Below are 24,101 nucleotides of genomic sequence, written 5' to 3' on the forward strand. Positions count from 1 at the left end.
TCCGAACAGACGGCGCCCGGCTGACAGCCAGCCGGGCGCCGTCGCTTTTTATGAGGCACCTGCGCCGACGCCCGGACGCTACGCCCACCGGTACATTCATGCCTTCCCGCCTCGCCGCACACTTCCAGTCCCTGAACAGCTTTCTGCTCCGTCATCAGGAACTGTGGCGCCCGCGCCCTTTCACCCACCGGCACCTGCCCTGGGAACATCAGCACCCTGAACTGGGGCAATGGCTACGCCGACGCAACCTGGCCGACGCCGAAACTGCACATCATCAGCCAGCCCTGCTCAGAGAAGCACCCGCGCCGTTTCCCACCTTGGCCGCCGAGGCACTGGCACTCAGCCAGGTCGAAACCTTGTTCTGCGCACCGCCACAAGCCCATGCCGAACCCGTTGCCGTGCCCGGGCGTAAATGGCACCAGATCCAGGCGTTCAGCGGTCACCTGCAGTTCGACCAGGCGCCTCAACATTGGCTCGACTGGTGCGCCGGCAAGGGCCATCTCGGTCATCACTTGGCGAGCAACGGCACCGCCCTCACCTGCCTGGAACGGGACGAAGCATTGGTGAGCGCGGGCCAGCTATTGGCCAGGCGCAGCCTGCCCATGGCCCGGCATCTGCATCAGGATGTGATGGCCGAGGACGCCGCCCGCCACCTCGGCCCCACCATCACGCCCGTGGCCCTGCATGCCTGCGGCGATTTGCACGTGCGCCTGCTGCAGCTGGCCGTCAGGCAAGGTTGTCGGCAACTGGCGATCGCTCCCTGCTGCTACAACCGCATCGCCGGCGACAGCTATCAACCGCTTTCCACCGCCGGCCACACTTCGACGTTGCGGCTGAGCCGCGACGAACTCGGCCTACCGCTGAGCGAAACCGTTACCGCCGGCGCCCGGGTGCGCCGCCAGCGTGATCTGTCCATGGCCCGCCGCCTGAGCTTCGACCTGCTGCAACGTCAGTTGCGTAACATCGACGAGTACCTCAATACCCCCTCGCTGCCCGCTGGCTGGCTGAACAAGAGCTGCGCCGATTATTGCCGTGAGCTGGCCGCCCTCAAAAATCTACCCGATCCAGGCGAGCAAGACTGGCCGGCCCTGGAAGCCGCGGGCTGGCAGCGCCTGGCCGAGGTACGCAACCTGGAACTGGTGCGCGGCCTGTTCCGTCGCCCGCTGGAGCTCTGGCTAGTGCTGGATCGTGCCCTGTTTCTGGAGGAACAGGGTTTTCAGGTCCGCCTGGGCCATTTTTGCCTTAGCGAACTGACACCACGCAACCTCCTGCTTATCGCCGAACGTTAAGTGAGATACCCACAAAACCTGTGGATAACTCTGTGCGCAATGTTTGGAAAAGCAGCTCTAAAGCCCGAAAACCGGGCCTTCTGAATAGTTGGCCTATTTTCAACCAACGGCAATAAAGTCAGTTAAAACAGCAGGTTGAGCATTTCGTCGAGCCAATCACAGATTTTTTCTCAAAAAGCTCGACGTTCAATTCCGATTGTGAATAACCGCAAACCATTTTCTACCCAACGAGACCGAAAAGCCCATTCAACGGTTTACAGCGCAAGCCCAATCGTTATAATGCGCCTCCATTACGCCGGTATAGCTCAGCTGGTAGAGCAACTGACTTGTAATCAGTAGGTCCCGAGTTCGACTCTTGGTGCCGGCACCATACAAACAACGACTTAGGCTCACCTCACGGTGGGCCTTTTTCGTTTATGGCGCGGGCTAACACGAAGCGATAAATCCCCCGCCTTTCCTACTGTGCTTTCCGCTCCCTTGCTGGCCCTTTGATTACCATCGGCAGTCTTCGTCTGGCATGATCACCCCACTATCAAACCCAGTCCGGGATAGCCGGGGGACGATTTCACGGGATGGAACATGGTCGAGAGCAGTAACTTCGCCTTCCTCAAGGAACACGACCCGGTGTTCTTCCAGCTCGCCAATGCGGCCGAGCGAGCATTCGCCAGAGATCCCAACACGACCCTGATCAAGCTGCGTCAGCTAGGCGAGGCACTGGCTCAGGATCTGGCTGTACGCGCTGGCATCGAATTCGACGCCACCCTCTCCCAGTCCGACCTCCTTTTCCGCCTGAGCCGGGAAATCCAGCTCGACGGAAACATCCGCAACCTGTTCCACACCCTGCGTATCGAAGGCAACAAGGCCACTCACGAATTCCGCACCCAGCACCGCGAGGCGCTGGACGGGCTCAAGGTCGCTCGTGCCCTGGCCATCTGGTATCAGCAATCGTTCGGCAAGAACGGCAGCGCCTTCAAGCCCGGCCCCTTCGTCACCCCCGCCGACCCCAGTGCGCCGCTGCGTGAGCTGCAAGAGCAAATAGAACAACTGCGCGCCGAGTTGGGTGACAGCCGCCAGCAGCTGGAAAGCAACCAGCAACTGGCCGAGCTGTTGGCGCGGGAGAAAGAAGAGTACGCCAGCCTCTCCGGGCAAATGAGCGAGGAAGCGCGCACCTACGAGCAGATCGCTCTGGAGCACGAAGCCGAACTGGCCAAGACTCGCAGCGAATTCGAGGCACGCCTGCAGGCACTACATCAGCAATTGGAAAACCAGCCGCAGGCCGCCCAGCAGGTCATGCGCAAAACTCAGCAGGCCAGCAGCCAGTTCGACCTCAGCGAAGACCTGACCCGCATCCTCATCGACCAGCAGCTGAATGATGCCGGCTGGGAAGCAGACTCGCTCGATCTCACTTGGAGCAAGGGCGCACGACCGGAAAAGGGCAAGAACAAGGCCATCGCCGAGTGGCCGACCAGCAAGTCCAAGGAAAATGCCGATTACGTGCTGTTTATCGGCCTCACGCCGATGGCCATCGTCGAAGCCAAACGCCAGCGCATCAACATCGCCGACCGCATCCCGCAGGCCGAGCGTTATTCTCGCCAGCTGATCATCGCAGGCGATCTGCAACGCGCCGGGCAAGACGCCGGCTGGGCCGATGGCCAGGGCGGGCATTTCCAGGTGCCGTTCGCCTTCGCCTGCAATGGCCGGCCCTACGTTAAGCAACTCGCCGAACAGTCCGGCATCTGGTTCCGCGATTTGCGCGGCCCAGCCAACCTGCGCAGGCCACTGCAGGACTTTCACACACCCGACGGTCTGCTCGACCTGCTCAAACGCAGCCGCGAAGAGGCCGAGGCGAAACTCCAGCATGAAGGCTTCGCCTACCTGAAACTGCGTGACTATCAGGAAAATGCCATCACGGCCGTGGAACAGGCGCTGGCCGCCAACCGCCGCCAATGCCTGCTGGCCATGGCCACCGGGACCGGCAAGACGCGCACCATCATCGGCCTGATGTACCGCCTGCTCAAAACTGAGCGCTTCCGCCGCATCCTCTTTCTGGTGGATCGCAGCGCCCTCGGCCAGCAGGCCATCGAAGCCTTCAACGAAGCGACGCTGGAGCAAAACCACACCCTGGCACAGATCTACGACATCAAGGAACTCGGCGACATGGCCGCCGAGGCCGAGACACGCATCCAGGTCGCCACCGTGCAGGCCATGGTGCGGCGCATCTTCCAGTCAGAGACTCCACCGCCCATCGACGCTTTCGACTGCATCATCGTCGACGAAGCCCACCGTGGTTACACCCTTGATCAGGAGATGACCGAAGGCGAGCTGGCGGTGCGCGACTTCAACCAGTACCTGTCGCAGTACCGCCGCGTGCTCGACTACTTCGACGCTTGCCGCATCGGCCTGACCGCTACCCCGGCCAAGCACACCAGCGAAGTTTTCGGCGCCCCGGTCTTCACCTACAGCTACCGCGAGGCGGTGGCCGATGACTGGCTGATCGACCACGAACCGCCGATCCGCTACCAGACCCTGCTCAGCCAGAACGGTATCCACTTCGGCAAGGGCGAGAGCGTCAGCGTCATCAACACCGCTACCGGCGAGGTGGACGTGGCCGAGCTGGAGGACGAACTCGACTTCGAGATCGAGTCCTTCAACCGTAGGGTGATCACCCCCGGCTTCGACAAGGTGATCTGCGAACAGCTGGCCCAGGAACTCGATCCGCTAGGCGACGAGAAGGCGATGATCTTCTGCGTCAACCAGGCCCACGCCGAACGGGTCAAGAACCTGCTCGACGAGGCCTTCAAAGAGGTCCACGGCGAGCACTACAACCAGTCCGCCGTGCAGATCATCACCGGGCAGAGCGACAAGGTCGAACAGCTGATCCGCCAGTACAAGAACGAGCGCTACCCGAGCATCGCCATCACCGTCGACCTGCTCACCACCGGCATCGACGTACCGCGCATCTGCCATCTGGTGTTCATGCGCCGGGTGCGCTCGCGCATCCTCTATGAACAGATGAAGGGCCGCGCCACCCGCCGTTGCGATGACATCGGCAAGACCGTGTTCAAGATCTACGACCCGGTCGATCTCTACGCCAGCCTCGAAGCCGTCGACACCATGAAGCCGCTGGTCAAAGACCCCAGCGTGACCCTTGAACAGTTGGTCAACGAGCTGACCAACCCGGCCAGCCTCGACGCACCCGGCAGCCTGCCGGACAGCAGCCATGCCCACGACGTGCTCGACCAGCTCAGCCAGCGGGTCATGCGCATCCTGCGCAAGGCCAGCCATAAGGCTGAGGAAAAACCGACCCTCAAACAGAAACTCACCGAACTGGAAGACGCCTGGGGCGTGGCGCCGGATAAGTTGCACCAACACCTGCACCAGCTCGGCCCGCAGCAGGCCTCACAGTTTGTCCGCCAGCACGCCCAGTTGCTCGACCAGCTCGCCAGCGTCAGCGCCCTGCTCGGCTCGGAAAATTACCCGGTCATTTCCAGCCACACGGACGAGCTGATGGTCCGCGAGCAGAATTACGGCGCCAACCAGAAGCCGGCCGATTACCTGGAAAGCTTCAACGACTTCATCAAGAACCAGCTCAACCAGTCAGTGGCCCTCGGCGTGGTGGTCAACCGTCCGCAGGATCTCACCCGCGAACAGCTGCGCGAGGTGCGCCTACTGCTCGACCAGCATGGCTACAGCGAAGTGAACCTGCAGAGCGCCTGGCGCAACCAGACCAACCAGGAAATCGCCGCCAGTATCGTCGGCTTCATCCGCCGCGCCGCCCTCGGCGAGGCGCTGCTGCCCTTCGAGCAGCGCGTGGCCAACGCCATGCAACGCATCTACGACCTGCAACCCTGGACACCGGTACAGCGTAAATGGCTGGAACGCCTGGCCAAGCAGTTGGTGCACGAGGTGGTGATCGACGACAGGCAGATCGGCGAAGCCTTCAAGAATGACGGCGGCAGCAAGCAGTTGGACAAACGCCTCGGCGGCCACCTCGGCGTAGTGCTGGAGGCGCTGAATGACAACCTGTGGGTACAGACGGGGTGAACGCGTTCATGGGCGGTGGACAGTGTCCGCGCTCATCGATGATGGACAATAACCCCGGTAAAATGCGCAAGAATCAAGACATTCCAACCGCAGGCACGGACAATACCCCCCGCGACGCGACTCACCGGCAGACGGTGCCGCCGATATCCAGAGATGCCCCATGACCCTTGTCGAGCTTCAACACATCCTTGCCTGTGGTGAAGACAGCCGCCACCAGTTCAAGCGCGACTTCAACAACATCGATGCCCTGGCGGCAGAGTTGGTGGCGTTTGCCAACTCCTCCGGTGGCTATTTACTGATTGGCGTTGACGACTCCGGTGCAGTGAGCGGGTTGAGTGGCGCCGACGTTGGGCGGCTCAACCAAATGCTCTCCAATGCGGCCTCGCAGAACGTCAAGCCAGCGATCAACCCCTTGTCCAGCAACGTCCAGACCGAGCACGGCCTGGTCATGGTGGTGACTGTCGAACAAGGCCTGAATCGACCCTACGTCGACAGCCATGGCCGCATCTGGGTAAAGAACGGCGCCGACAAGCGTCGGGTCACAGCCCGTGAAGAACTGCAGCGCCTGTTCCAACAGGCCGGGCTGGTGTATGCCGATGCGGTTCCGGTGGCGGGCAGCAGCGCGGCGGATATCGACGCCAAGGCGCTTGGCGAGTATTTCCAACGACGCTTCCGGCAAAGCCCCGAGCAGGCCGGCCTGGAAACCACCCGGATGCTGGAAAACCTCGGCCTCGCCAGCGGCGGCACACCCAACCTGGCTGGACTGCTGCTGTTCGGCCAGGCGCCCCAACGTCTGTGTCCGGCCTTCGATATCAAAGCCGTGGCGTTTCCGGGCACGGTTCTGCACGACCGTCACTATCTCGACAGCGAAGACATCGACGGCAACCTGCTGGAGCAGTACCGGCGCAGCCTGGCCTTCATCAAGCGCAACCTGCGGCATGTGCAGCGCCAGCAAGGCTTCAACACCCTCGGTCAGCTGGAGGTGCCGGAAGACGTTTTTGAGGAGCTGCTGGTCAATGCCCTGATCCACCGCGACTACTTTGTGAGCGCCTCCATCCGGCTGATGATCTTTGCCGACCGGATCGAACTGATCAGTCCGGGGCACCTGCCGGACGTGCTCGATACGGAGAAGATTCGGTACGGCCTGTCCAACCGCCGTAATCCGACGCTCACCTCCCATGCCGTGCACATCCTGCCCTATCGGGGCCTGGGAACCGGCATCCCCCGCGCAATCGACGCCTGGCCGAAAATCGAGCTCTACGACGACAGGCAGGGCAACCAGTTCAAGGTGGTGATTCACCGGCCAATGGAGGAAAAAAGGTCTATTCAGGGCCTCATTAAGGACCAAGTCGGGGCCAAGTCGGGACCAAGTCGGGACCAAGCCGAGGCCAGTCCGCCCTTGCCCCAGGAGCAACTCACCCTCTTGAGCCAGATGACGGGTGACCACGCCACCCCCGAACTGATGACCTTCGCCGGGCGCAGCAACCGCAGCAAGTTTCGCGTGCAGGTACTGGCCCCGCTGCTGGCGCTTGGTCTGGTCGAGATGACCATTCCAGACAAGCCCAACAGCAGCAAACAACGCTATCGGCTGACCCAGGCCGGTCGCGCACTACAGGCTGAACAGAGCGCCACAGACACCTGAACAAACCACCAATCACACCGATGAGCCGAGGCCTGCGCCATTCGGCTCTTGCACAATTTTCGCCACGAGTACCCTCATGACCAATTCCGACATCGTCCAGAAACTCTGGAACCTCTGCGACGTCCTGCGCGACGACGGCATCAACTACAGCGACTACGTCACCGAGCTGGTGCTGCTGCTGTTCATCAAGATGGAATACGAGCAGGTGCAGAACAACGACGCCTTCGAGCACAAGTTGCCCGAGGGGGCGCGCTGGCCGGACCTGGCCGACAAGTCCGGGCTCAACCTGCTCGACCATTACCGGCAGATGCTGCTGGACCTGGGCAAGAACAGTGACCCGCTGATCGCTGCCATCTACGCCGACGCGCAAACCCGTCTCAAGGAGCCGCGTCACCTGGAACAGCTGATCAAGAGCCTTGACGGCATCGACTGGTTCAGCGCCCGCCAGGACGGCCTCGGCGATCTCTACGAAGGCCTGCTGGAAAAGAACGCCAGCGAAACCAAGTCCGGCGCCGGCCAATATTTCACCCCGCGCCCGCTGATCGACAGCATCATCCGCTGCATCAAGCCACAGCCGGGCGAGACTATCCAGGACCCGGCCGCCGGTACTGCCGGTTTCTTGATTGCCGCCGATGCGTACATCAAGAGCAACACCGACGACCACTACGACCTCGACGCCAAGGCCCAGGCCTTCCAGCGCAACCGCGCCTTTGTCGGTGTCGAGCTGGTGCCCGGCACCCGCCGTCTGGCACTGATGAATACCCTGCTGCACGGCATGGAAGGCGACGCCGAGGGCGTGGTGCACCTAGGCAACGCCCTCGGCCAGACCGGCGCCAACCTGCCCAAGGTCGACGTGATCCTCTCCAACCCGCCGTTCGGCACCGCCAAGGGCGGCGGCGGCCCGACCCGCGACGACCTCACCTACCGCACCAGCAACAAGCAGCTGGCCTTTTTGCAGCATATCTACCGCGGCCTCAAGCCCGGCGGCCGCGCCGCCGTGGTGCTGCCGGATAACGTGCTGTTCGAGGCCGGCGTCGGCACCGAGGTACGCCGCGACCTGATGGACAAGTGCAACCTGCACACCATCCTCCGTCTGCCCACCGGCATCTTCTACGCCCAAGGCGTGAAGACCAACGTGCTGTTCTTCCAGAAGGGCACCCGGGACAACCCACGTCAGGAAGAAGGCTGCACCCAGCGCGTGTGGATCTATGACCTGCGCAGCAATATGCCCAGCTTCGGCAAGCGCACCCCGTTCGGCGCCCAGCACCTCAGACCCTTCGAGGACGCCTACGGCGATGACCCCAACGGCCACAGCCCGCGCGCCGAGAACGTCGAAGGCATCGGCGAGCTGAGTCGCTTCCGCGTGTTCACCCGCGAGCAGATCCGCGAACGCGGCGACTCGCTGGATATCAGCTGGCTGAAGGACGACAGCAACCTCGACGCCGCCGACCTCCCCGCCCCGGAAGTACTGGCCGGCGAAGCCATGGCCGAATTGACCGAGGCGCTGCGTGAGTTGGAAGAGCTGATGAAGGCGCTGGGCGCTGGCGATGAAGTAGCCGCGCAGAAGCAATTGATGGCGGAAGTGATGGGGTTGGAAGTGAGGGCTGGGGAATGAGTGAGTTGCCGGCTGGCTGGACTGCCTGCTCGCTGGGCGACATTGTCGAGCGCATCGAGACGGGCAAGAGCGTCAAGTGCGACGAGCGCCCGCCACTGGGCTCGGAAAAGGGACTGGTGAAAATCAGCGCGGTTACATGGGGCGAGTTCAACGAGAACGAAAGCAAAACGCTATTCGACTCGGCCCACCTCAAACCGGAAGAAAAGATCCAACTTGGTGATTTCCTGATTTCGCGGGCCAACACGCTTGAATTGGTTGGCTCCTGCGTATTGGTAAAAAAACTTTCGAAAAACCTCTATCTCAGCGACAAGGTGCTACGCCTCGTTGTTCCCGATGAAGCCAAGCACTGGTTGCTGGTTTGTCTTCGCTCGCAGGCAGGCCGGAAGCAAATTGAAAGTCTCGCTACCGGCAACCAGTTATCGATGCGCAACATTTCCCAGCAGGCGCTCAGGGAAATTCGCATACCACTGCCCCCGCTCGCCGAACAAACCCGCATCGCCGCCAAGCTCAACGAACTGCTGGCCCAGGTCGATACCCTGAAAGCCCGCATCGACGGCATCCCCGCGCTGCTCAAGCGCTTCCGCCAGTCCGTCCTCGCCGCCGCCGTTTCCGGGCGGTTGACGGAGGAGTGGCGTGCACAGCATCTACCTGGATCGGATGCGTCAAAAAATAATGGATGGGAGATCAAAACCGTTAGTGAAGCATCAGCTAACGAAAGGCACTCTCTCGCCATTGGCCCGTTTGGCAGCAACTTGAAAGTTTCTGACTACCGCGAGAGTGGCCATCCTCTTGTATTCGTTCGCGAGGTGCGTGCAGAGGCTTTTGGAGACGAAAAAACGAAATTTGTGTCGCCGGAGAAATTTGAAGAGCTTTGTGCCCATCGAGTCAGGCCAGGCGACCTGCTGATAACAAAAATGGGGGATCCACCTGGAGATGTTGCTGTTTATCCGGCCGGATCACCAGAGGCTGTCATAACGGCCGACTGCATAAAGTTCAGGGTTGATGATTCAGTTCTCCTTCGCAAGTTTGCTTATTTTCAGATGAAGTCTGAGCCTTTCAGGCAGAAGGTATTTGATATTTCAGCAGGTGTTGCCCAGCAAAAGGTAAGCCTCGGCAAGTTTCGTGATCTGCCTCTGCTAATCCCTTCGATAGGGGAACAAACCGAAATCGTCCGCCGCGTCGAGCAACTGTTCGCCTTCGCCGACCAGCTGGAAGCCAAGGTCAACGAGGCGAAAACACGCATCGACCGCCTGACCCAAAGCATCCTTGCCAAGGCCTTCCGCGGCGAACTGGTGCCGCAGAACCCCGACGACGAACCCGCCAGCGAACTGCTCGCCCGCATCCAGGCCCAACGCGCCGCCGCACCCAAGGCCAAGCGCGGACGGCGCAAGACCGAAGGCGCCTGAATGGCTGGAACAAAAGGAACCTGACCATGCTTAACGCAGTACTGGCCGGCAAGAAGCGCGGCACCGGTTTGCACAGCTCGCACATGGCACTGGAAGAAGCCGAAGGCGCCGAGGACGTGCTGACCGCCAGTGTTTTTGAGCGCCTGAGCTACCTGCCGGAAGATCTACTGGCCCGCGTGCTCAGCGATCTGCTGGGCGAACCCTTTGGCCCGCTGCAGCGCATCGAGTACTGGCCGTCGTGGTATCTGGCAGACGGCACCCGCGTCGAACCGGACGTGCTGCTGGAGGGCAGTGAATATACGGTTCTGGTGGAAACCAAGCGGTACGACACTGTGCGCCAGCAACTGGCTACTCAATTGGCAAACGAGCTTCTGGCCGGTTGGCAGCAAAACGTACTGTCAGACCCCTGCATCCTGCTGACGCTGGGTGGCCTGAACGACTACAGCGAAGCGGGCCGTCAGCGACTGCTGGCGGAGTTGCAGCCCTATTTGAGCAATGGCAAAGCCGGCCGCTTCAAACTGGTCTGCGCGAGCTGGCAACAGCTGTATCAGGCGCTGGAAGCGCACTTGCCGCCCGATTCGCCCCCAGGCTGCCTGCGCCTGCTGGATGACATCGCCAAGTGCTACGCCTGGCATGGCTTACGCACACACCCGATGCGCTGGCTGACCGATCTGCAGCCGGTCGCACTCAACACCCGCCCCGGCGCATTTGCCACCTGGAGCCTGAAATGACCGCACCTTTGCAAGACGCCTTGCTGGATGTACGCAAGGCCTATCGCCTGCTGGCCGATTACCAGCAACGCATGTTCGAGCTGTTGGGTTATATCCGCGAGCAGCTTGGCGCCTCTGCTTACCATCACCAGTATGTGTATCCGTTGCCGCAGGGTCTTGATGGGCTGGAGAAGCGCGACAACAGTGGCCGGCGCTACCTGCCGTTTTATGACCTGTCGGCGATCTGGCTGAAAAACAGAGGCCAGAAAGAGCCTTGGGACAATCACCTACCGGGCGACTTGATGTTTGGTGCCTGGATACGTAGCGATACGGGGTTCGATCAGCACAGCGGGCAGTTCAGTCCCGAGCCGGTCGAGCAAACCCGCAGCGAGCTGGTGTTATCGGTGGTGGTCTGCGACAGACCCGGCGCCAAACCCTGCAACTGGTTTGGAAACGTCTGGCAGGGCATCGACTACCCGGAAGACGGCGAAGTGAACGCTACGGATCTGCCGGGCTACCGCTGCTTTTCCAAGGCAATAGCGCTCGATCAGTTGGCTGACAAGGCAGCTATCGAGGCCGCCCTTGATGGATGGCGCACGCTTGCCAGCCGCCGGCTTGGTTTGTCAGTCGATGCTTTCCAACGCTTGGACGACCGGCATGCCCATTCCTGATTTCCAGTCCGTCATGCGCCCGGTCCTGGCATCCGTCGCGGATGGTTCGCTCGCCCTGAGCGAGCTGCGCGAACGTATCGCCAACGAGTTCCAGCTCAGCGAGGAGGAGCGCAACGAGCGCCTGCCCTCCGGCAAGCAGACGGTGATCAATAACCGGGTCGGCTGGGCGCGCACCTACCTGAACAAGGCCGGGCTGCTGAGCATTCCGGCAAAGGGGCTGGTGCAGATCACCGAGCGCGGCCGCGATGCGCTGGAGAATGGCCCGGCACGCATCACCGTGAGCTGGCTGAAGCGCTACCCGGAATTTGCCGACTTCCACACCGCCCGCCCCGCAGACGTCGCCATTCTGACTGTACCGGCGACTCCGGAAGTCGAAGCGACCCCTGATGAACAACTGGCCGATGCGCACCAGGCGCTGATGCTGTCGCTGGCAGATGAGCTACTGGCACAGGTACGCGCGGCATCGCCGGCTTTCTTCGAACAGTTAGTCGTCGATCTGATGATCGCCATGGGTTACGGCGGCTCGCGCAAGGAAGCCGGCCGCGCCACCCAGGCCACCGGCGACGATGGTATCGACGGCATCATCAAGGAAGACAAGCTGGGGCTGGATGTGATCTATCTGCAGGCCAAGCGCTGGAGCAATACGGTGCACCGCCCGGAGATCGACAAGTTCATCGGTGCCCTGACCCGCCAGCGCGCCCGTAAGGGCGTGTTCATCACCACCTCGGACTTCTCCACCGGTGCCCGCGAGGCGGCGCTGGGCCTGGATATCAAAGTGGTGCTGATTGACGGCAGCGAGCTGGCTCGGCTTATGGTGGAGCACAACCTTGGCTGCAGCGTGAAGCAGGTCTACGAAGTCAAACAGCTCGATAGCGATTACTTCGGCGAAGACTGAAACTGCCCTAAACGCATCTGCAACGGAATGCCGAATATGCCCCTGAAAAACCGCGTCGACCCCCACAGCCAACTGCATGCCATTCCTGCACGCGGCACCTTCATGGGCAACCGCGGCCGCCTGCACAACGCCGCGCGGCAGATCGTTCGTCAGTGGAAGGGTCACCCGTGGATCACCTGCACGCTGTCCTTCAAGGATTACCAGCGCCCCGGGATGATGATGCCGAACAGCTATACCGAGCTGTTCTTTCTCGACGAGCCGACTGCCTACGCCGCCGGCCACCGTCCCTGCGCGGAATGCCGCCGCCCTGCCTATAAGCTGTTCAAGGCAGCCTGGGCGCGGGCCTTCCCCGAGCAGCTGGACCTGTCGGCCAAGGCCATCGACAATTTGCTGCACGCCGCCCGCCTAAACGCTGACGGCAGCCAGCGCACCTGGATCGCCAAGCTCGCCGACCTGCCGGACGGCTGCATGATCGAGCACGCCGGCGAGTGCGTGCTGCTCTGGCGTGGTGAACAGTGGCGCTGGTCGTTCGCCGGCTATACGCCGCTGCAACCAGCTATCGCGATACAACAGTACATTACGGTGCTGACACCTGAGCCTATCGTCCGGCTGTTTGCGGCGGGGTTGGCAGCGGCGCTCGATGTGCACCCATCGGTTACCCGCGCAAGCCCTGATTGATCAACCCTCACTAAACCCCAACTTCCTTAGCCAGGGCTGGGTTATGCAGATCCCGTGGCCCCGCTAACTTTCCTGACACCAAACCTGCTCGCGAACTAAACGCCGACGCCAAAGCCGGCACAGCTTGCGGCCACGCGCCGCCTGTCCCCTGTCATGAACAGAAGCACCCAGGCTCGCTCAAAATTTTACCTTTCCACCATTACAGGAGCGAGACGATGGCAACCGCACAAGACAACCTCCTCGATTGGTTGCGCGATGCGCATGCGATGGAGCAGCAGGCGGAGAAAATGCTCAGCTCGCAGGCCGAGCGGTTGGAGCACTATCCTGACCTACGCATCCGTATCGAACAGCACCTTGAGGAAACCCACCAGCAGCGGGCGTTGCTGGAAAGCTGCTTGCAGCGTCTGGGCAGCAGCCCCTCCACCATAAAGGACATCTCAGCCAAGCTCATGGCGTTCGGTCAGGCTGTGAGCGGTATGGCCATGAGTGACGAAGTGGTGAAGGGCGCCATGAGTGGCTACGTGTTCGAGAACATGGAGATCGCTTCCTACACCGTGCTGATCGAAGCCGCCAAAGCGGCCGGGGACATCGAAACCCAACGCGCGTGCGAAACGATCCTGCCACAGGAAATCGCCATGTCCGATTGGCTGCGCGAGCATCTGCCGGAACTGACCAAGGCGTTTCTGGCCCGCTCCGCCGCGCCGGATACAGAAGCGAAGCGGTGATAACGGCTAACCGCGCCGGTGCATGTCGGCGCGGTTTTTTATTGGCAGTATGTTTTCCTCATTACCCTCGTGCCAGACGCCACAAACGGGCGATATCGGTCGCGCGGTTTCGCAGAAGGTCCGTCGCTTCGGCGCAGGCTTGCTCCAGGCTGACCGGGCCGGGGGTGAGGCTGAACGCAGCGGCGATACCGACGTCATACAAGCGCTGATAGCCCTCACCCAGGCTGCCGGCCAGGGCGATCACTGGCACGCCAGCGGCCGCAGCGATGCGTGCCACGCCTAAAGGGGTTTTCCCATGCAGGGTCTGTGCATCCAGACGGCCTTCGCCAGTGATTACCAAATCCGCGCCCTGCACCGCCTCAGCCAGGCCAGACAGTTCGGCAACCACCTCGATGCCCGGGCGAAAACCGGCGTTGAGTACCGCGCGCGCGGCAAACCCCAAGCCGCCTGCGGCACCCACACCGGGAACCTGCGCATGGTCTTCACCCAGGGTTCGCGCCATGATTTGCGCATAGTGGGCCAGCGCCGCGTCCAACTGCTCGACCTCAGCGGCGCTGGCGCCTTTTTGCGGGCCGAATACCGCCGAGGCGCCGCGCGGGCCGCACAGCGGGTTGTCGACATCCGCTGCCACCTGCACCTGAACTTGCTGCAAGCGAGCATCCAGACCCGACACATCAATCTGCGCCAACTGCGCCAGGGCGGCGCCACCGGGCGCTAATGGCTGGCCCTGGGAATCGAGAAAGCGCACGCCCAGTGCACGCAGCAGTCCGCTGCCGCCATCGTTGGTGGCACTGCCGCCCAAGCCCAGAATGATGCGCCGCGCGCCGGCGTCCAGCGCTTGAACGATCAGCTCGCCCGTGCCGTAGCTGCACGCGCGCAGCACATTACGCTGTGCGAGCGGCACCCAGTGCAGGCCACTGGCGGCAGCCATTTCAATCACTGCCGTGCCGTCCGCGAGCAATCCCCAGTGGGCCGCCACAGGCGTGCCCAATGGCCCCTGTACTGAGCACTCGCGGCGTTCCCCGCCCGTGGCCGCCAGCAACGCGTCCACGGTGCCTTCACCGCCATCGGCCATGGGCCGCAACAGGCATTCGGCCTCTGGATAGATGGCCGTCCAGCCCTGGGCAATTGCAGCAGCCACCTGGGGCGCACTGAGACTCTCTTTGAAAGAATCCGGAGCAATGACGATTTTCATATCCAACCTCAAAAGCGGCGTGGCACGCCCCGATAAAAAACTACCCCGCGGTGGTAACGCGCAGTACACAAACGAAAGAGCCGAAATACGTTCAAGCATGACGTATTTCGGCTTCTCCTAAACCCCGCTGCGCAGACCGGAACGGCCTGTTACAGCAACACCAGGCTCAGCAGCCATACGGTGATGATGCCCGCCAGGCCCTGAATCAGGGTGGCCATGGTCTGGGCGCGGTAGGCCAACGCCACCGGCATGCGGCTGAATTGGGTGACCACCCAGAAGAAGCTGTCATTGGCATGGGAGACGGTCATCGCGCCGGCGCCAATGGCCATGACAGTGAGCACCCGGCCCATTTCGCTGTCCAAGCCCAACTGCGCCAGCAACGGCGCCACCAGCGCCGAGGTGGTGACCAGCGCTACGGTGGTCGAACCCTGGGCGGTTTTCAGTGCGGCAGCGACCACGAACGGCATCAGCAGACCAATGCCCAGCGCCGACAGCGTCTGGCCGAGGTAATCGCCCAGCGGTGTGACCTTGAGCACCGCGCCAAACGCACCGCCGGCACCGGTAATCAGCAGAATCGGCGCGGCCTGCAGCAGGCCTTCGGCGACATGGTCGTGAAACTCTTTGCGCTTGTCGGCGCTTTTCAGCAGCGTGCAGGCCAGCGCCAGGCCGACCAGCAAGGCCACTATCGGCTGACCGAGGAAGCTGAGGACGTCCAACACCAGGCCATCGCCCAGCGGCTTGCTGGGGAATACCGCCACCGAGCCCAGGCAGATCAACAGAATCGGCACGAAAATCGGCGCGAAGGCTTGGGCCGCCGACGGCAAAGTGCCGTACTTGGCGCGCAGCGCGGCAAAGTCCTGCGCGTCGTCATGGGCCAGACCGTCATCTTCCAGGGCGTAGTCCTTACCGATGAAGCGGTTGGCCCACAGCATGCCCGCCAGCGCGGTGACCAGCGCCACCACCAGGCCCACGGCAATCACCAGGCCCAGGCTGGATTCCAGCCCCAGGTTGCCGGCCGCGGCAATCGGGCCGGGCGTCGGCGGCACGAAAGTGTGGGTCGCATACAGGCCCGTGGCGAGCGCCACGCTCATGGCCACCACTGACACTTTCATGCGCGTGGCCAAGGCATTTTTCAGCGAATTGAGGATCACGTAGCCGGAGTCGCAGAACACCGGGATCGACACCAGGTAGCCGATGATCGACATGGTCAGCGTGGGGAACCGCTCGCCGAGCAGCTTGATCACCGTTTCCGCCATGGTGATCGCCGCACCACTGCGCTCCAGGATCACCCCGATGATGGTGCCCAGCGCAATGACGATGCCGATGTAACCGAGAATGCCGCCGAAACCGCCGGCGATGTTCTTGACGATTTCAGCACTTGGCAGTTGATAGGCAAAGCCGGCGATAAACGCGGCAGCTAGCAGCGCCAGGAAGGGATGCAATTTCAAGCGTGTGGTGGCCAGCACGATGAAGACGATCAGTGCCACCAGAATAAGAACCAGACCCATGGCCAGTTTCCTCGTTGTTGTTTTTTGAGCGGAACGCTGCGGCGCCCTCTTACGCCCACACCGCGGCGTTGTAGCCAATGCCGAATGGCACTACATCATTTTGACCCAGACGCAGACCTGAGCGCCTTGTGCAACGGGACGCAAAAACCCTACGGATGACAGTGTTTTTTGTGCAGTCGCACAATCAAGTCAAGGCGAGTTCTCGGTCAGCAGCCCTAAACCGATATAAAGCTGCAGGCGCTGATCCAGTCGACTCAACTCCAGGCCACTGAGTTCGCCGATGCGCTCCAGACGATAGCGCAAGGTGTTGCGGTGAATACCCAACGCCTGGGCACAGGCCTGAATCTGCCCGTCATGGGCGCACCAGGCCTCCAGTGTGGCGCGCAACACACCCTGGCTGTCCTGCGCCAACACCTGACGCAAAGGCGCCAGCCAGCCCTGCAACAGCCAGCTGTGCCGTTGGGCATACAACAGCGTGGGCAAGCGCAGCGCATCCAGGTGCAACAGACGTCGTTCCGGGAATCGTGCCTGCCCATAGGCCAGCACATCGCGCAGTACCTGGCTGGCCTGACGCGCTGCGTGCAGATCGGGCAAGACATCGCTGACCACCAGACGGCGCACGCCCCAGTGCTGCGCGTCGGCCATTTCCAGCCAGGCCTGGTCGTCGCGCCCGGCTTTGTAAGGACGACACCAGAGCAGCTCATCGGCGCTCAGCGGCGCCAGTACCTGCCCACTTTTGCCCTCCATTCCCGCCACCAGCCGGGCCTGATGGGACACGGGATCGCCCACCCCTTGCACCTGTAGCAAACACAGCTGGCAGGGCCAGGTCAGCTTCAACCCCAGGTGCTCGGCCTCCGCCGCCAGCGTGGCCAGGCTCTGCTGCGGATCGAGCAACTGACGCGCCCAGGTTTCGCGCTGTTGCTGTTGCCAATGCCGGTCGCTTTGCAGCACCTGGTGCTCGACCAGCATTTCGGCCGCCATGCGCACCAGCTCGGCATAGGGCCTCACCACGTCGGGCGCGCCGGTAATGCCCAGCACGCCAATCAACTGGTCCGCATGCAGCAGCGGCAGGTTGACGCCGGGTTTGACCCCGCGCAGGCACGCTGCCGCCTGTTCATCAATCTCCACCACGCGCCGATTGGCCAGCACCAGCTGCGCGCCCTCATGGCGAGTGTGCAGGCGCGCACGGTCACCGCTGCCGATGATCATGCCCTGGGCATCCATGACATTGATGTTGTACGGCAGGATGGCCATGGCGCGATCGACGATGCGCTGCGCCAGGGCTGAATCGAGTTCAATCACATCGTGCCCCCAGGGGTTGGAGAAGGTTCAGCTCACCTTGCGTTCTTCCTCGCGGATCGAGCGCAACACCTCGCGCTGCAACGCGATGAAATCCGCGGTGGACACCATGTCTTCATGACGCGGACGCGCCAGGCCGACGTGGTAGCTGGTCTTGATCCGTCCCGGACCGAGGCCCATGACCACGATGCGATCGGAGAGGTACACCGCCTCTTCAATGTCGTGGGTGACAAACATCACCGTCAGCCGGTGACTTTCCCAGATGCGGGTCAGCAGGTCCTGCATCTGGTGACGGGTCATGGTATCCAGCGCGCCGAAGGGTTCGTCCATCAGCAGGATCTTGGGTCGATAGGACAGAGCGCGGGCGATGGCCACGCGCTGCTTCATGCCGCCGGACAATTCGTTCGGGTACGCCTCGGCGAACTCGCTGAGCTTGACCAGCTCCAGGTGTTCGGCGGCAATCTCGCGGCATTCGCCGCGCCCATGACCGGCGGCGTTCAGGGCGAATTCGATGTTCTGCCGCGCGGTCAGCCAGGGCAGCAAGGTGTAGGACTGAAAGACCACGCCGCGGTCCAGCCCGGCGCCGCTAATCGGCTGGCCATCGACCAGCACCGCGCCGCGGTCGAAATCCTCGAGGCCGGCGGCAATCGACAACAACGTACTTTTGCCACAGCCCGAGGTGCCCACCAGGGAGACGAATTCGTTGTCGGCCAGGGTCAGGTCGATATCGCACAGCACCTCGCGACGCTGTCTGCCCATGGGATAACTCTTGGTGAGTCCCTTGATTTCCAGGCTGGCCATCAGCTGCGCCTCCGGTTGTAGCGGAACAACACGCGCTCGGCGGCGCGCATCAGTTGGTCGGTAATCAGCCCGAGCACGCCGAGCAGCAGGATGTAGCCAATGATGGTGTCGGTCTGGAAGAAACGTTGCGACACAGTGATGCGATAACCCAGGCCGGAGCTGGCAGCCACCAGTTCGGCCAGCACCAGCCAGGTCCAGGCCCAGCCGAGGCTGATGCGCAACGCATCCCAGATACCTGGTAACGCACTGGGCAGAACGATACGCAGCAGGATGCGGCGATCCTTCAGGCCCAGCGTGCGGCCCAGGCCGATGAAGTCCTGCGGTACGCGCTTTACTGCGTCCATGACCATCAGCACTTGTTGGAAGAAGGTACCGATCCAGATGATCAGGAATTTCTGCATGTCACCTGTGCCGGTCCACAGAATACTCAGCGGCACGAAGGCCACCACCGGCATGTAGCGGATGAAATCCACCAGCGGCTCGCTGACGGCCTTCCAGAAGCCATAGCAACCGGCCAGCACACCGACAACGATGCTCATGGCCGAGGACACCAGAAAAGCCACCAGGATGCGATACAGGCTGACCTTGAGGTCGGCCCACAAGGTGCCTTCAACAGCCAGTTTGACCATGCGGGCCCAGACGTCGGCGGGATGGGGCAGAAACAGTTTCGGCACCAGGCCACTGGCGGTGGACAGGTACCAGGCCAGGCCGAGCACGACGAATACGCCAATGCCGATCAGCCATTGCGGCCGACGCGCCAGGGGCTTGCCGATGGTGAACAGAGGGGACGCTTTGCGTAGGGGCATAATCATGACCACCCTCGGCCTGCCCTGGCGCTGGGTGGTTCTCTCGATAAAAACAGGCAGCGCTGACGCCCCGCGTCGCTGCGGGGCGCCGTTCGGTTACTTCAGGGTATCGACGAAACGGGTGTCGAGTATCTGCTCGGGATCGATCGGTTGCGGCAGGATACCGGCGTTGCCGGCGGCCTTGATGATGTGCTGCCACGTGTCGCCAACGAAGCTGCCTTGCAACTCGCGCTGGTTATCGGCCAGGGAGTAGAACTGCACCCCTGCGAAGGCGCTGTCCAGCTCACCGACATCGGCGCCGACGCCCTTGGCGATGATGGCGCGGCCTTGTTCGGGCTGGGCCTGGAAGTGCGTATAGGCCGCATCCCAACTTTTCAGCAGCGCCAGAACCTGACCGGGGCGCTGTTTCAGCACGTCTTCACGCACCACCAGCACATCGCTGATCAAGCCGGCATCGTCGGAACCCTGGTACAGCGTGTGGATGTTCGCGCCTTGCCGGGCCGCGGCGCTCAGGTACGGCTCGTAAGTGACCGCAGCCGGTACCTGGCCTGCGAGCAGCGCGCTGCCGGCGGAAGATGCGGGCATCGGCACCGGCTTCACATCGGCCAGGCTCATGCCGGCCTTGGCCAACGCGCTGTGCAGCAGGATGTCGCTGGTGGTGCCTTCCTCGTAGGCGACACTTTTGCCTTTGAGGTCGGCGAGTGTCTTGACCGAGGCATCGGCGATCAGCGCGTCGGCGCTGGTGCTCTGGTCGAGCAACAGGACGATCTTCACCGGCAAGCCGGCGGCGACCATGGCCATGGCGGTGTGGGTCGCCAGGTTGCCGGCGTCGATGCGCCCGCTGGCAAGCGCGGCGTTCATGTCCTTGTCTTCGTTGAAGTTAATCAGTTCGACTTTATTCAAGCCATTGGCCTTGAACAGGCCCTGATCTTCAGCGACATACCACTGGCCATAACCCAGCCATGGTTGTACGCCGAGCTTCAGCGTGCCGGCTTCGGGCTTTAGATCAGCAGAGAGGGTGGCAGCCTGGGCCTGGCCGGCCAACATGCCAAAACAGGTGGCGACCAGCAGGCCGCGCAAGAAGGACAGAGACATGGTGATGCATTTCTCCCGAATGACGCCTGGAAATGGCCTGGGGATTCTACGCCAAGCCGTGACGAACGGTTGTCTTCCAACCCATTCCTAGCAAAGAATGTTCACACTATTCAGCCAATAGTGGCGGCCAAGTCGCACGATGCCGATGCCTCGCGCCTCACAGCACATAAAAGAGAATGGCAATAAAGTGCAGCAAGCTGCCGGCAATGACGAACAGGTGCCAGATACCGTGCCAATGGCGATACCGCGTGTCGTAGGCAAAGAAAACAATGCCCACCGTATACAGCACGCCCCCGGCGGCCAGCCAGGTGAAGCCCGCGCGCCCCAGGGCGGCGAGTAGCGGCTTGACCGCCACCAGCACGATCCAGCCCATCAGTGCATAAATGACGATGGATAACACCCGCGCCTCGGAACGCGGCTTGATTTCCTGCAACATGCCGATCAGCGCCATGCCCCAGACAATCCCGAACAACGTCCAACCCCAGGCGCCTTGCAGGGTGATCAGGCAGAACGGCGTGTAGCTGCCGGCAATCAGCAAGTAGATCGACAGGTGGTCGAGCTTGCGCATGATCACTTTCGCGCGCCCGCGTACGCTGTGATAGACGGTGGAAATCGTATAGAGCAATAACAACGTCAGCCCGTAGACCGCTACCCCGACGATTTTTAATGGATCGCCATCCAGGCTGGCCAGTACCAGCAGCCAGATTGCCCCTATAAAGGAAAGAACCGCGCCGACCAGATGCGTCCAGGCGTTGAGTCGTTCTCCGTGATACATGCTATGTGTTGCCTCCCCTGATTGGCCCGTTTCAACTATGGCAGGAAAGTATGACCGCAAGCGCATCGTCCTGCCCCAGGATGAGCCCGGATGGCCAGACCAGCCAGCCGATTGAACGGCAATGCTTCGGCCCGAGGTCGGGCGTCTCACAATTGCTTTGTACACCCTCCGGTCTGCGGGAGGGGGCGACCTTGCCACGAAAGGCAGTATCAGATACGTAGGGTGGATCGCGCTTCATCGATCCACCGGGGGGCGGTCCACCGGGTGGCGGTTCACATCGGGGGAAGGAAGCTGCAAGACGTGTCCACCCTTAGGCTGTGCTGACCGTAGCGCGCCAATTGTGTCGAACATAAAAAAGGCCCCGTGGTTTTCACCACGGGGCCTGGCCTGTGCACGCAGGCATTTAGGTATTTCTTAGCCCTGACGGATCAGATAGTCGAAGGCACTCAACGACGCCTTGGCGCCATCGCCGGTGGCGATGATGATCTGCTTGTAGGGCACCGTCGTCACGTCACCGGCGGCAAACACGCCCGGGATATTGGTCTGGCCTTTGGCGTCGACGATGATCTCGCCGAAGCGGTTCAGTTCGACGCTGCCTTTGAGCCAATCACTGTTGGGCAGCAGGCCGATCTGCACAAAAATGCCTTCCAGCTCGACGGTGTGCAGCTCTTCGCTGGTGCGGTCCTTGTACACCAGGCCGGTGACCTTCTGGCCATCGCCCAGCACTTCGGTGGTTTGCGCCATCAGGTGAATGGTCACGTTCGGCAGGCTGCGCAGCTTGCTCTGCAGCACCGCGTCGGCACGCATGCTTTCGCCGAACTCCAGCAGCGTCACATGGCCCACGATGCCGGCCAGGTCGATGGCGGCTTCAACGCCGGAGTTACCGCCGCCGATGACTGCCACACGCTTGCCCTTGAACAGCGGACCGTCGCAGTGCGGGCAGAAGCACACGCCCTTGGCCTTGTACTCGGCTTCGCCCGGCACGTTCATTTCGCGCCAGCGGGCGCCCGTGGACAGGATCAGCGTCTTGGACTTGAGCTGCGCACCGTTCTCGAACTCGACAGTGTGCAGGCCACCCTCGGTCGCGGCCGGGATCAGCTTGCTGGCACGCTGCAGGTTCATGATGTCCACGTCGTATTCGCGCACGTGCTCTTCCAGGGCGCGGGCCAATTTCGGGCCTTCGGTGGCCGTCACCGAAATGAAGTTCTCGATGGACATGGTGTCCAGCACCTGGCCGCCGAAACGCTCGGCAGCAACACCGGTGCGGATGCCCTTACGTGCGGAATAAACCGCTGCCGCCGCGCCCGCCGGTCCACCGCCGATGACGAGCACGTCAAAGGCTTCTTTGGCGTTGAGTTTTTCAGCGTCGCGGGCACCGGCATTGGTGTCCAGCTTGGCGAGGATTTCTTCCTCACCCATGCGGCCCTGGCCGAACAGTTCGCCGTTCAGGTAAATGCTCGGCACCGACATGACTTGGCGTGCTTCGACTTCATCCTGGAACAACGCGCCGTCGATGGCGACGTGGCGAATGTTCGGATTGAGCACGGCCATCAGGTTCAGCGCCTGCACGACATCCGGGCAGTTCTGGCAGGACAGCGAGTAGTAGGTTTCGAAGGAGAAGTCGCCTTCGATGGCTTTGATCTGTTCGATCACGTCCTGGCTGGTCTTGGACGGGTGGCCGCCGACTTGCAGCAGCGCCAGCACCAGCGAGGTGAATTCGTGGCCCATCGGAATACCTGCAAAACGCAGGTCGATGTTGCCGTTGATGCGGTTCAACGAGAACGAAGGGCGGCGTGTATCGCTGCCATCGGTGCGCAGAGTGATCTTGTCGCTCAGGCTGGTGATGTCTTGCAGCAGGCCCAACAGTTCCTGGGATTTCGCGCCATCATCGAGGGACGCGACGATCTCGAACGGCTGGGTGACCTTTTCAAGGTAGGCCTTCAACTGGGTTTTAAGATTGGCGTCCAACATGTGTGCGGTACCCCGTTTCACTAAATTCAGAAAATAAAACGCCCGGACGGATCACGCCCGGGCGTCGGGCTAGAGGGGAGCCGGTTGCGGCTCCCGTAGCGTTACAACCGTTGCGGGTTGTTTAGAACGGATTGCAAAGTTGGCTAGCGAAGCCGAGGCAAGGCGCAATCAGGCGAGGGCGCGGAGTTTACGAGCTGTAAATGAGCAGCCCGAGCCTGATTGCAACGCAGCATCGGTAAAGCTAGGCGGCTTTGCGGCCGTTTTTAGATCTTGCCAACCAGGTCCAGGGACGGAGCCAGAGTCGCTTCGCCTTCCTTCCACTTGGCCGGGCAGACTTCGCCCGGGTGGGCGGCAACGTACTGGGCAGCCTTGACCTTGCGCAGCAGGTCGGAAGCGTCACGGCCGATGCCTTCGGCGGTGATTTCCACAGCCTGGATGATGCCTTCCGGGTCAACGATGAAAGTACCGCGGTTGGCCAGGCCCTGGTCTTCACGCAGGATTTCGAAGTTGCGGCTGATCTGCATGGTCGGGTCGCCCAGCATGGTGTACTGGATCTTGCCGATGGTCTCGGAGCTGTCGTGCCAGGCCTTGTGGGTGAAGTGGGTGTCGGTAGAGACGGAGTAAACTTCTACGCCCATCTTCTGCAGCTCGGCATAGTTGTCAGCCACGTCGCCCAGTTCGGTCGGGCATACGAAGGTGAAGTCAGCCGGGTAGAAGAAGAATACGGACCACTTGCCCTTCACGTCAGCTTCGGTAACTTCGATGAACTTGCCCTGCTTGAAGGCTTGGGCTTTGAACGGCTTGATCTGAGTATTGATAACGGACATTTACTGACTCCTTGGGGGTTCAGGTGTTTAAAATTTACGAGGGCCATCTTAGCCGATCAGTCGACAAGCACTAATTTATTAAACAAATGCTATCGATAGATTTGGCCAATCAGACTCCCTCTCCTCTAGCTTGGGGCGTTTAGCTGAGT

19 protein-coding genes and 1 tRNA gene are annotated in these 24,101 nt (G+C 61.7%); 11 read left to right on the forward strand and 9 right to left on the reverse strand.

The genetic code is table 11. The annotated features are described in order from the left end of the window. Window positions 1-98: 98 nt before the first annotated feature. The 11 genes from ACTV8E_RS07350 to ACTV8E_RS07400 all read left to right on the forward strand — a co-directional run bounded on the left by ACTV8E_RS07350 (window position 99) and on the right by ACTV8E_RS07400 (window position 13,675). Window positions 99-1,289: a methyltransferase gene (locus tag ACTV8E_RS07350; protein ID WP_443199054.1), complete on the forward strand. Its 1,191-nt coding sequence runs from the start codon at window positions 99-101 to the stop codon at window positions 1,287-1,289. Window positions 1,290-1,583: 294 nt separating this feature from the next. Then, a tRNA-Thr gene (locus ACTV8E_RS07355) sits at window positions 1,584-1,659 on the forward strand. 209 nt (window positions 1,660-1,868) lie between these two features. After that, entirely contained in the window at window positions 1,869-5,333 is a 3,465-nt protein-coding gene (gene hsdR / locus ACTV8E_RS07360) for a type I restriction-modification system endonuclease (RefSeq protein WP_443199055.1), read from the forward strand. Between the two features lie 160 nt (window positions 5,334-5,493). Next, window positions 5,494-6,975 (forward strand): RNA-binding domain-containing protein, encoded by a 1,482-nt coding sequence (locus ACTV8E_RS07365; protein WP_443199056.1) that lies wholly within the window; start codon window positions 5,494-5,496, stop codon window positions 6,973-6,975. A gap of 76 nt (window positions 6,976-7,051) precedes the next feature. Further along, window positions 7,052-8,590, forward strand: a complete 1,539-nt coding sequence (locus tag ACTV8E_RS07370; RefSeq protein ID WP_443199057.1) for an N-6 DNA methylase — start codon at window positions 7,052-7,054, stop codon at window positions 8,588-8,590. Then, window positions 8,587-9,996 (forward strand): restriction endonuclease subunit S, encoded by a 1,410-nt coding sequence (locus ACTV8E_RS07375; RefSeq protein ID WP_443199058.1) that lies wholly within the window; start codon window positions 8,587-8,589, stop codon window positions 9,994-9,996. The genes ACTV8E_RS07370 and ACTV8E_RS07375 overlap by 4 nt, the downstream gene beginning before the upstream one ends. Window positions 9,997-10,022: 26 nt before the next feature. Beyond that, complete coding sequence (locus tag ACTV8E_RS07380) at window positions 10,023-10,727, forward strand: F-box domain-containing protein (RefSeq protein ID WP_443199059.1); 705 nt, start codon at window positions 10,023-10,025, stop codon at window positions 10,725-10,727. Continuing rightward, the gene (locus tag ACTV8E_RS07385; protein ID WP_443199060.1) at window positions 10,724-11,377 is read left to right on the forward strand and encodes a hypothetical protein; all 654 of its coding nucleotides are present in this window, start codon (window positions 10,724-10,726) and stop codon (window positions 11,375-11,377) included. Before ACTV8E_RS07380 ends, ACTV8E_RS07385 begins: the two co-directional genes overlap by 4 nt. Continuing rightward, a complete protein-coding gene (locus ACTV8E_RS07390; RefSeq protein ID WP_443199061.1) occupies window positions 11,364-12,272 on the forward strand; it encodes a restriction endonuclease in 909 nt (302 codons plus the stop codon). Before ACTV8E_RS07385 ends, ACTV8E_RS07390 begins: the two co-directional genes overlap by 14 nt. A 36-nt stretch (window positions 12,273-12,308) precedes the next feature. Beyond that, window positions 12,309-12,950, forward strand: a complete 642-nt coding sequence (locus ACTV8E_RS07395; RefSeq protein WP_443199062.1) for a hypothetical protein — start codon at window positions 12,309-12,311, stop codon at window positions 12,948-12,950. A gap of 215 nt (window positions 12,951-13,165) precedes the next feature. Next, complete coding sequence (locus tag ACTV8E_RS07400) at window positions 13,166-13,675, forward strand: ferritin-like domain-containing protein (protein WP_443199063.1); 510 nt, start codon at window positions 13,166-13,168, stop codon at window positions 13,673-13,675. Between the two features lie 61 nt (window positions 13,676-13,736). Here the strand turns inward: ACTV8E_RS07400 and ACTV8E_RS07405 are convergent, their stop codons facing one another. The 9 genes from ACTV8E_RS07405 to ahpC all read right to left on the reverse strand — a co-directional run bounded on the left by ACTV8E_RS07405 (window position 13,737) and on the right by ahpC (window position 23,952). Continuing rightward, window positions 13,737-14,870: a glycerate kinase gene (locus ACTV8E_RS07405; protein WP_443199064.1), complete on the reverse strand. Its 1,134-nt coding sequence runs from the start codon at window positions 14,868-14,870 to the stop codon at window positions 13,737-13,739. Between the two features lie 149 nt (window positions 14,871-15,019). Next, window positions 15,020-16,378, reverse strand: coding sequence for a GntP family permease (locus ACTV8E_RS07410; protein WP_443199065.1), 1,359 nt, complete (start codon window positions 16,376-16,378; stop codon window positions 15,020-15,022). Between the two features lie 189 nt (window positions 16,379-16,567). Further along, entirely contained in the window at window positions 16,568-17,680 is a 1,113-nt protein-coding gene (locus ACTV8E_RS07415; protein WP_251834564.1) for a sugar diacid recognition domain-containing protein, read from the reverse strand. 27 nt (window positions 17,681-17,707) lie between these two features. Beyond that, the gene (locus tag ACTV8E_RS07420; RefSeq protein ID WP_443199066.1) at window positions 17,708-18,478 is read right to left on the reverse strand and encodes an ABC transporter ATP-binding protein; all 771 of its coding nucleotides are present in this window, start codon (window positions 18,476-18,478) and stop codon (window positions 17,708-17,710) included. Further along, on the reverse strand, window positions 18,478-19,290 hold the full coding sequence (locus ACTV8E_RS07425; protein WP_443199067.1) for an ABC transporter permease: 813 nt from the start codon (window positions 19,288-19,290) through the stop codon (window positions 18,478-18,480). The genes ACTV8E_RS07420 and ACTV8E_RS07425 overlap by 1 nt, the downstream gene beginning before the upstream one ends. A 90-nt stretch (window positions 19,291-19,380) precedes the next feature. Next, complete coding sequence (locus tag ACTV8E_RS07430) at window positions 19,381-20,379, reverse strand: ABC transporter substrate-binding protein (RefSeq protein ID WP_273536165.1); 999 nt, start codon at window positions 20,377-20,379, stop codon at window positions 19,381-19,383. Window positions 20,380-20,536: 157 nt separating this feature from the next. Next, window positions 20,537-21,154 (reverse strand): PAQR family membrane homeostasis protein TrhA, encoded by a 618-nt coding sequence (gene trhA / locus ACTV8E_RS07435; RefSeq protein ID WP_251834560.1) that lies wholly within the window; start codon window positions 21,152-21,154, stop codon window positions 20,537-20,539. A 414-nt stretch (window positions 21,155-21,568) separates the two neighbouring features. Next, window positions 21,569-23,125, reverse strand: coding sequence for an alkyl hydroperoxide reductase subunit F (gene ahpF / locus ACTV8E_RS07440; RefSeq protein WP_273536164.1), 1,557 nt, complete (start codon window positions 23,123-23,125; stop codon window positions 21,569-21,571). Between the two features lie 263 nt (window positions 23,126-23,388). Then, on the reverse strand, window positions 23,389-23,952 hold the full coding sequence (gene ahpC, locus ACTV8E_RS07445; RefSeq protein WP_443199068.1) for an alkyl hydroperoxide reductase subunit C: 564 nt from the start codon (window positions 23,950-23,952) through the stop codon (window positions 23,389-23,391). Window positions 23,953-24,101: the final 149 nt, after the last annotated feature.

The organism is Pseudomonas sp. B392_1p, assembly GCF_052245235.1.
In the GTDB taxonomy this organism is placed as follows: domain Bacteria; phylum Pseudomonadota; class Gammaproteobacteria; order Pseudomonadales; family Pseudomonadaceae; genus Serpens; species Serpens gallinarum.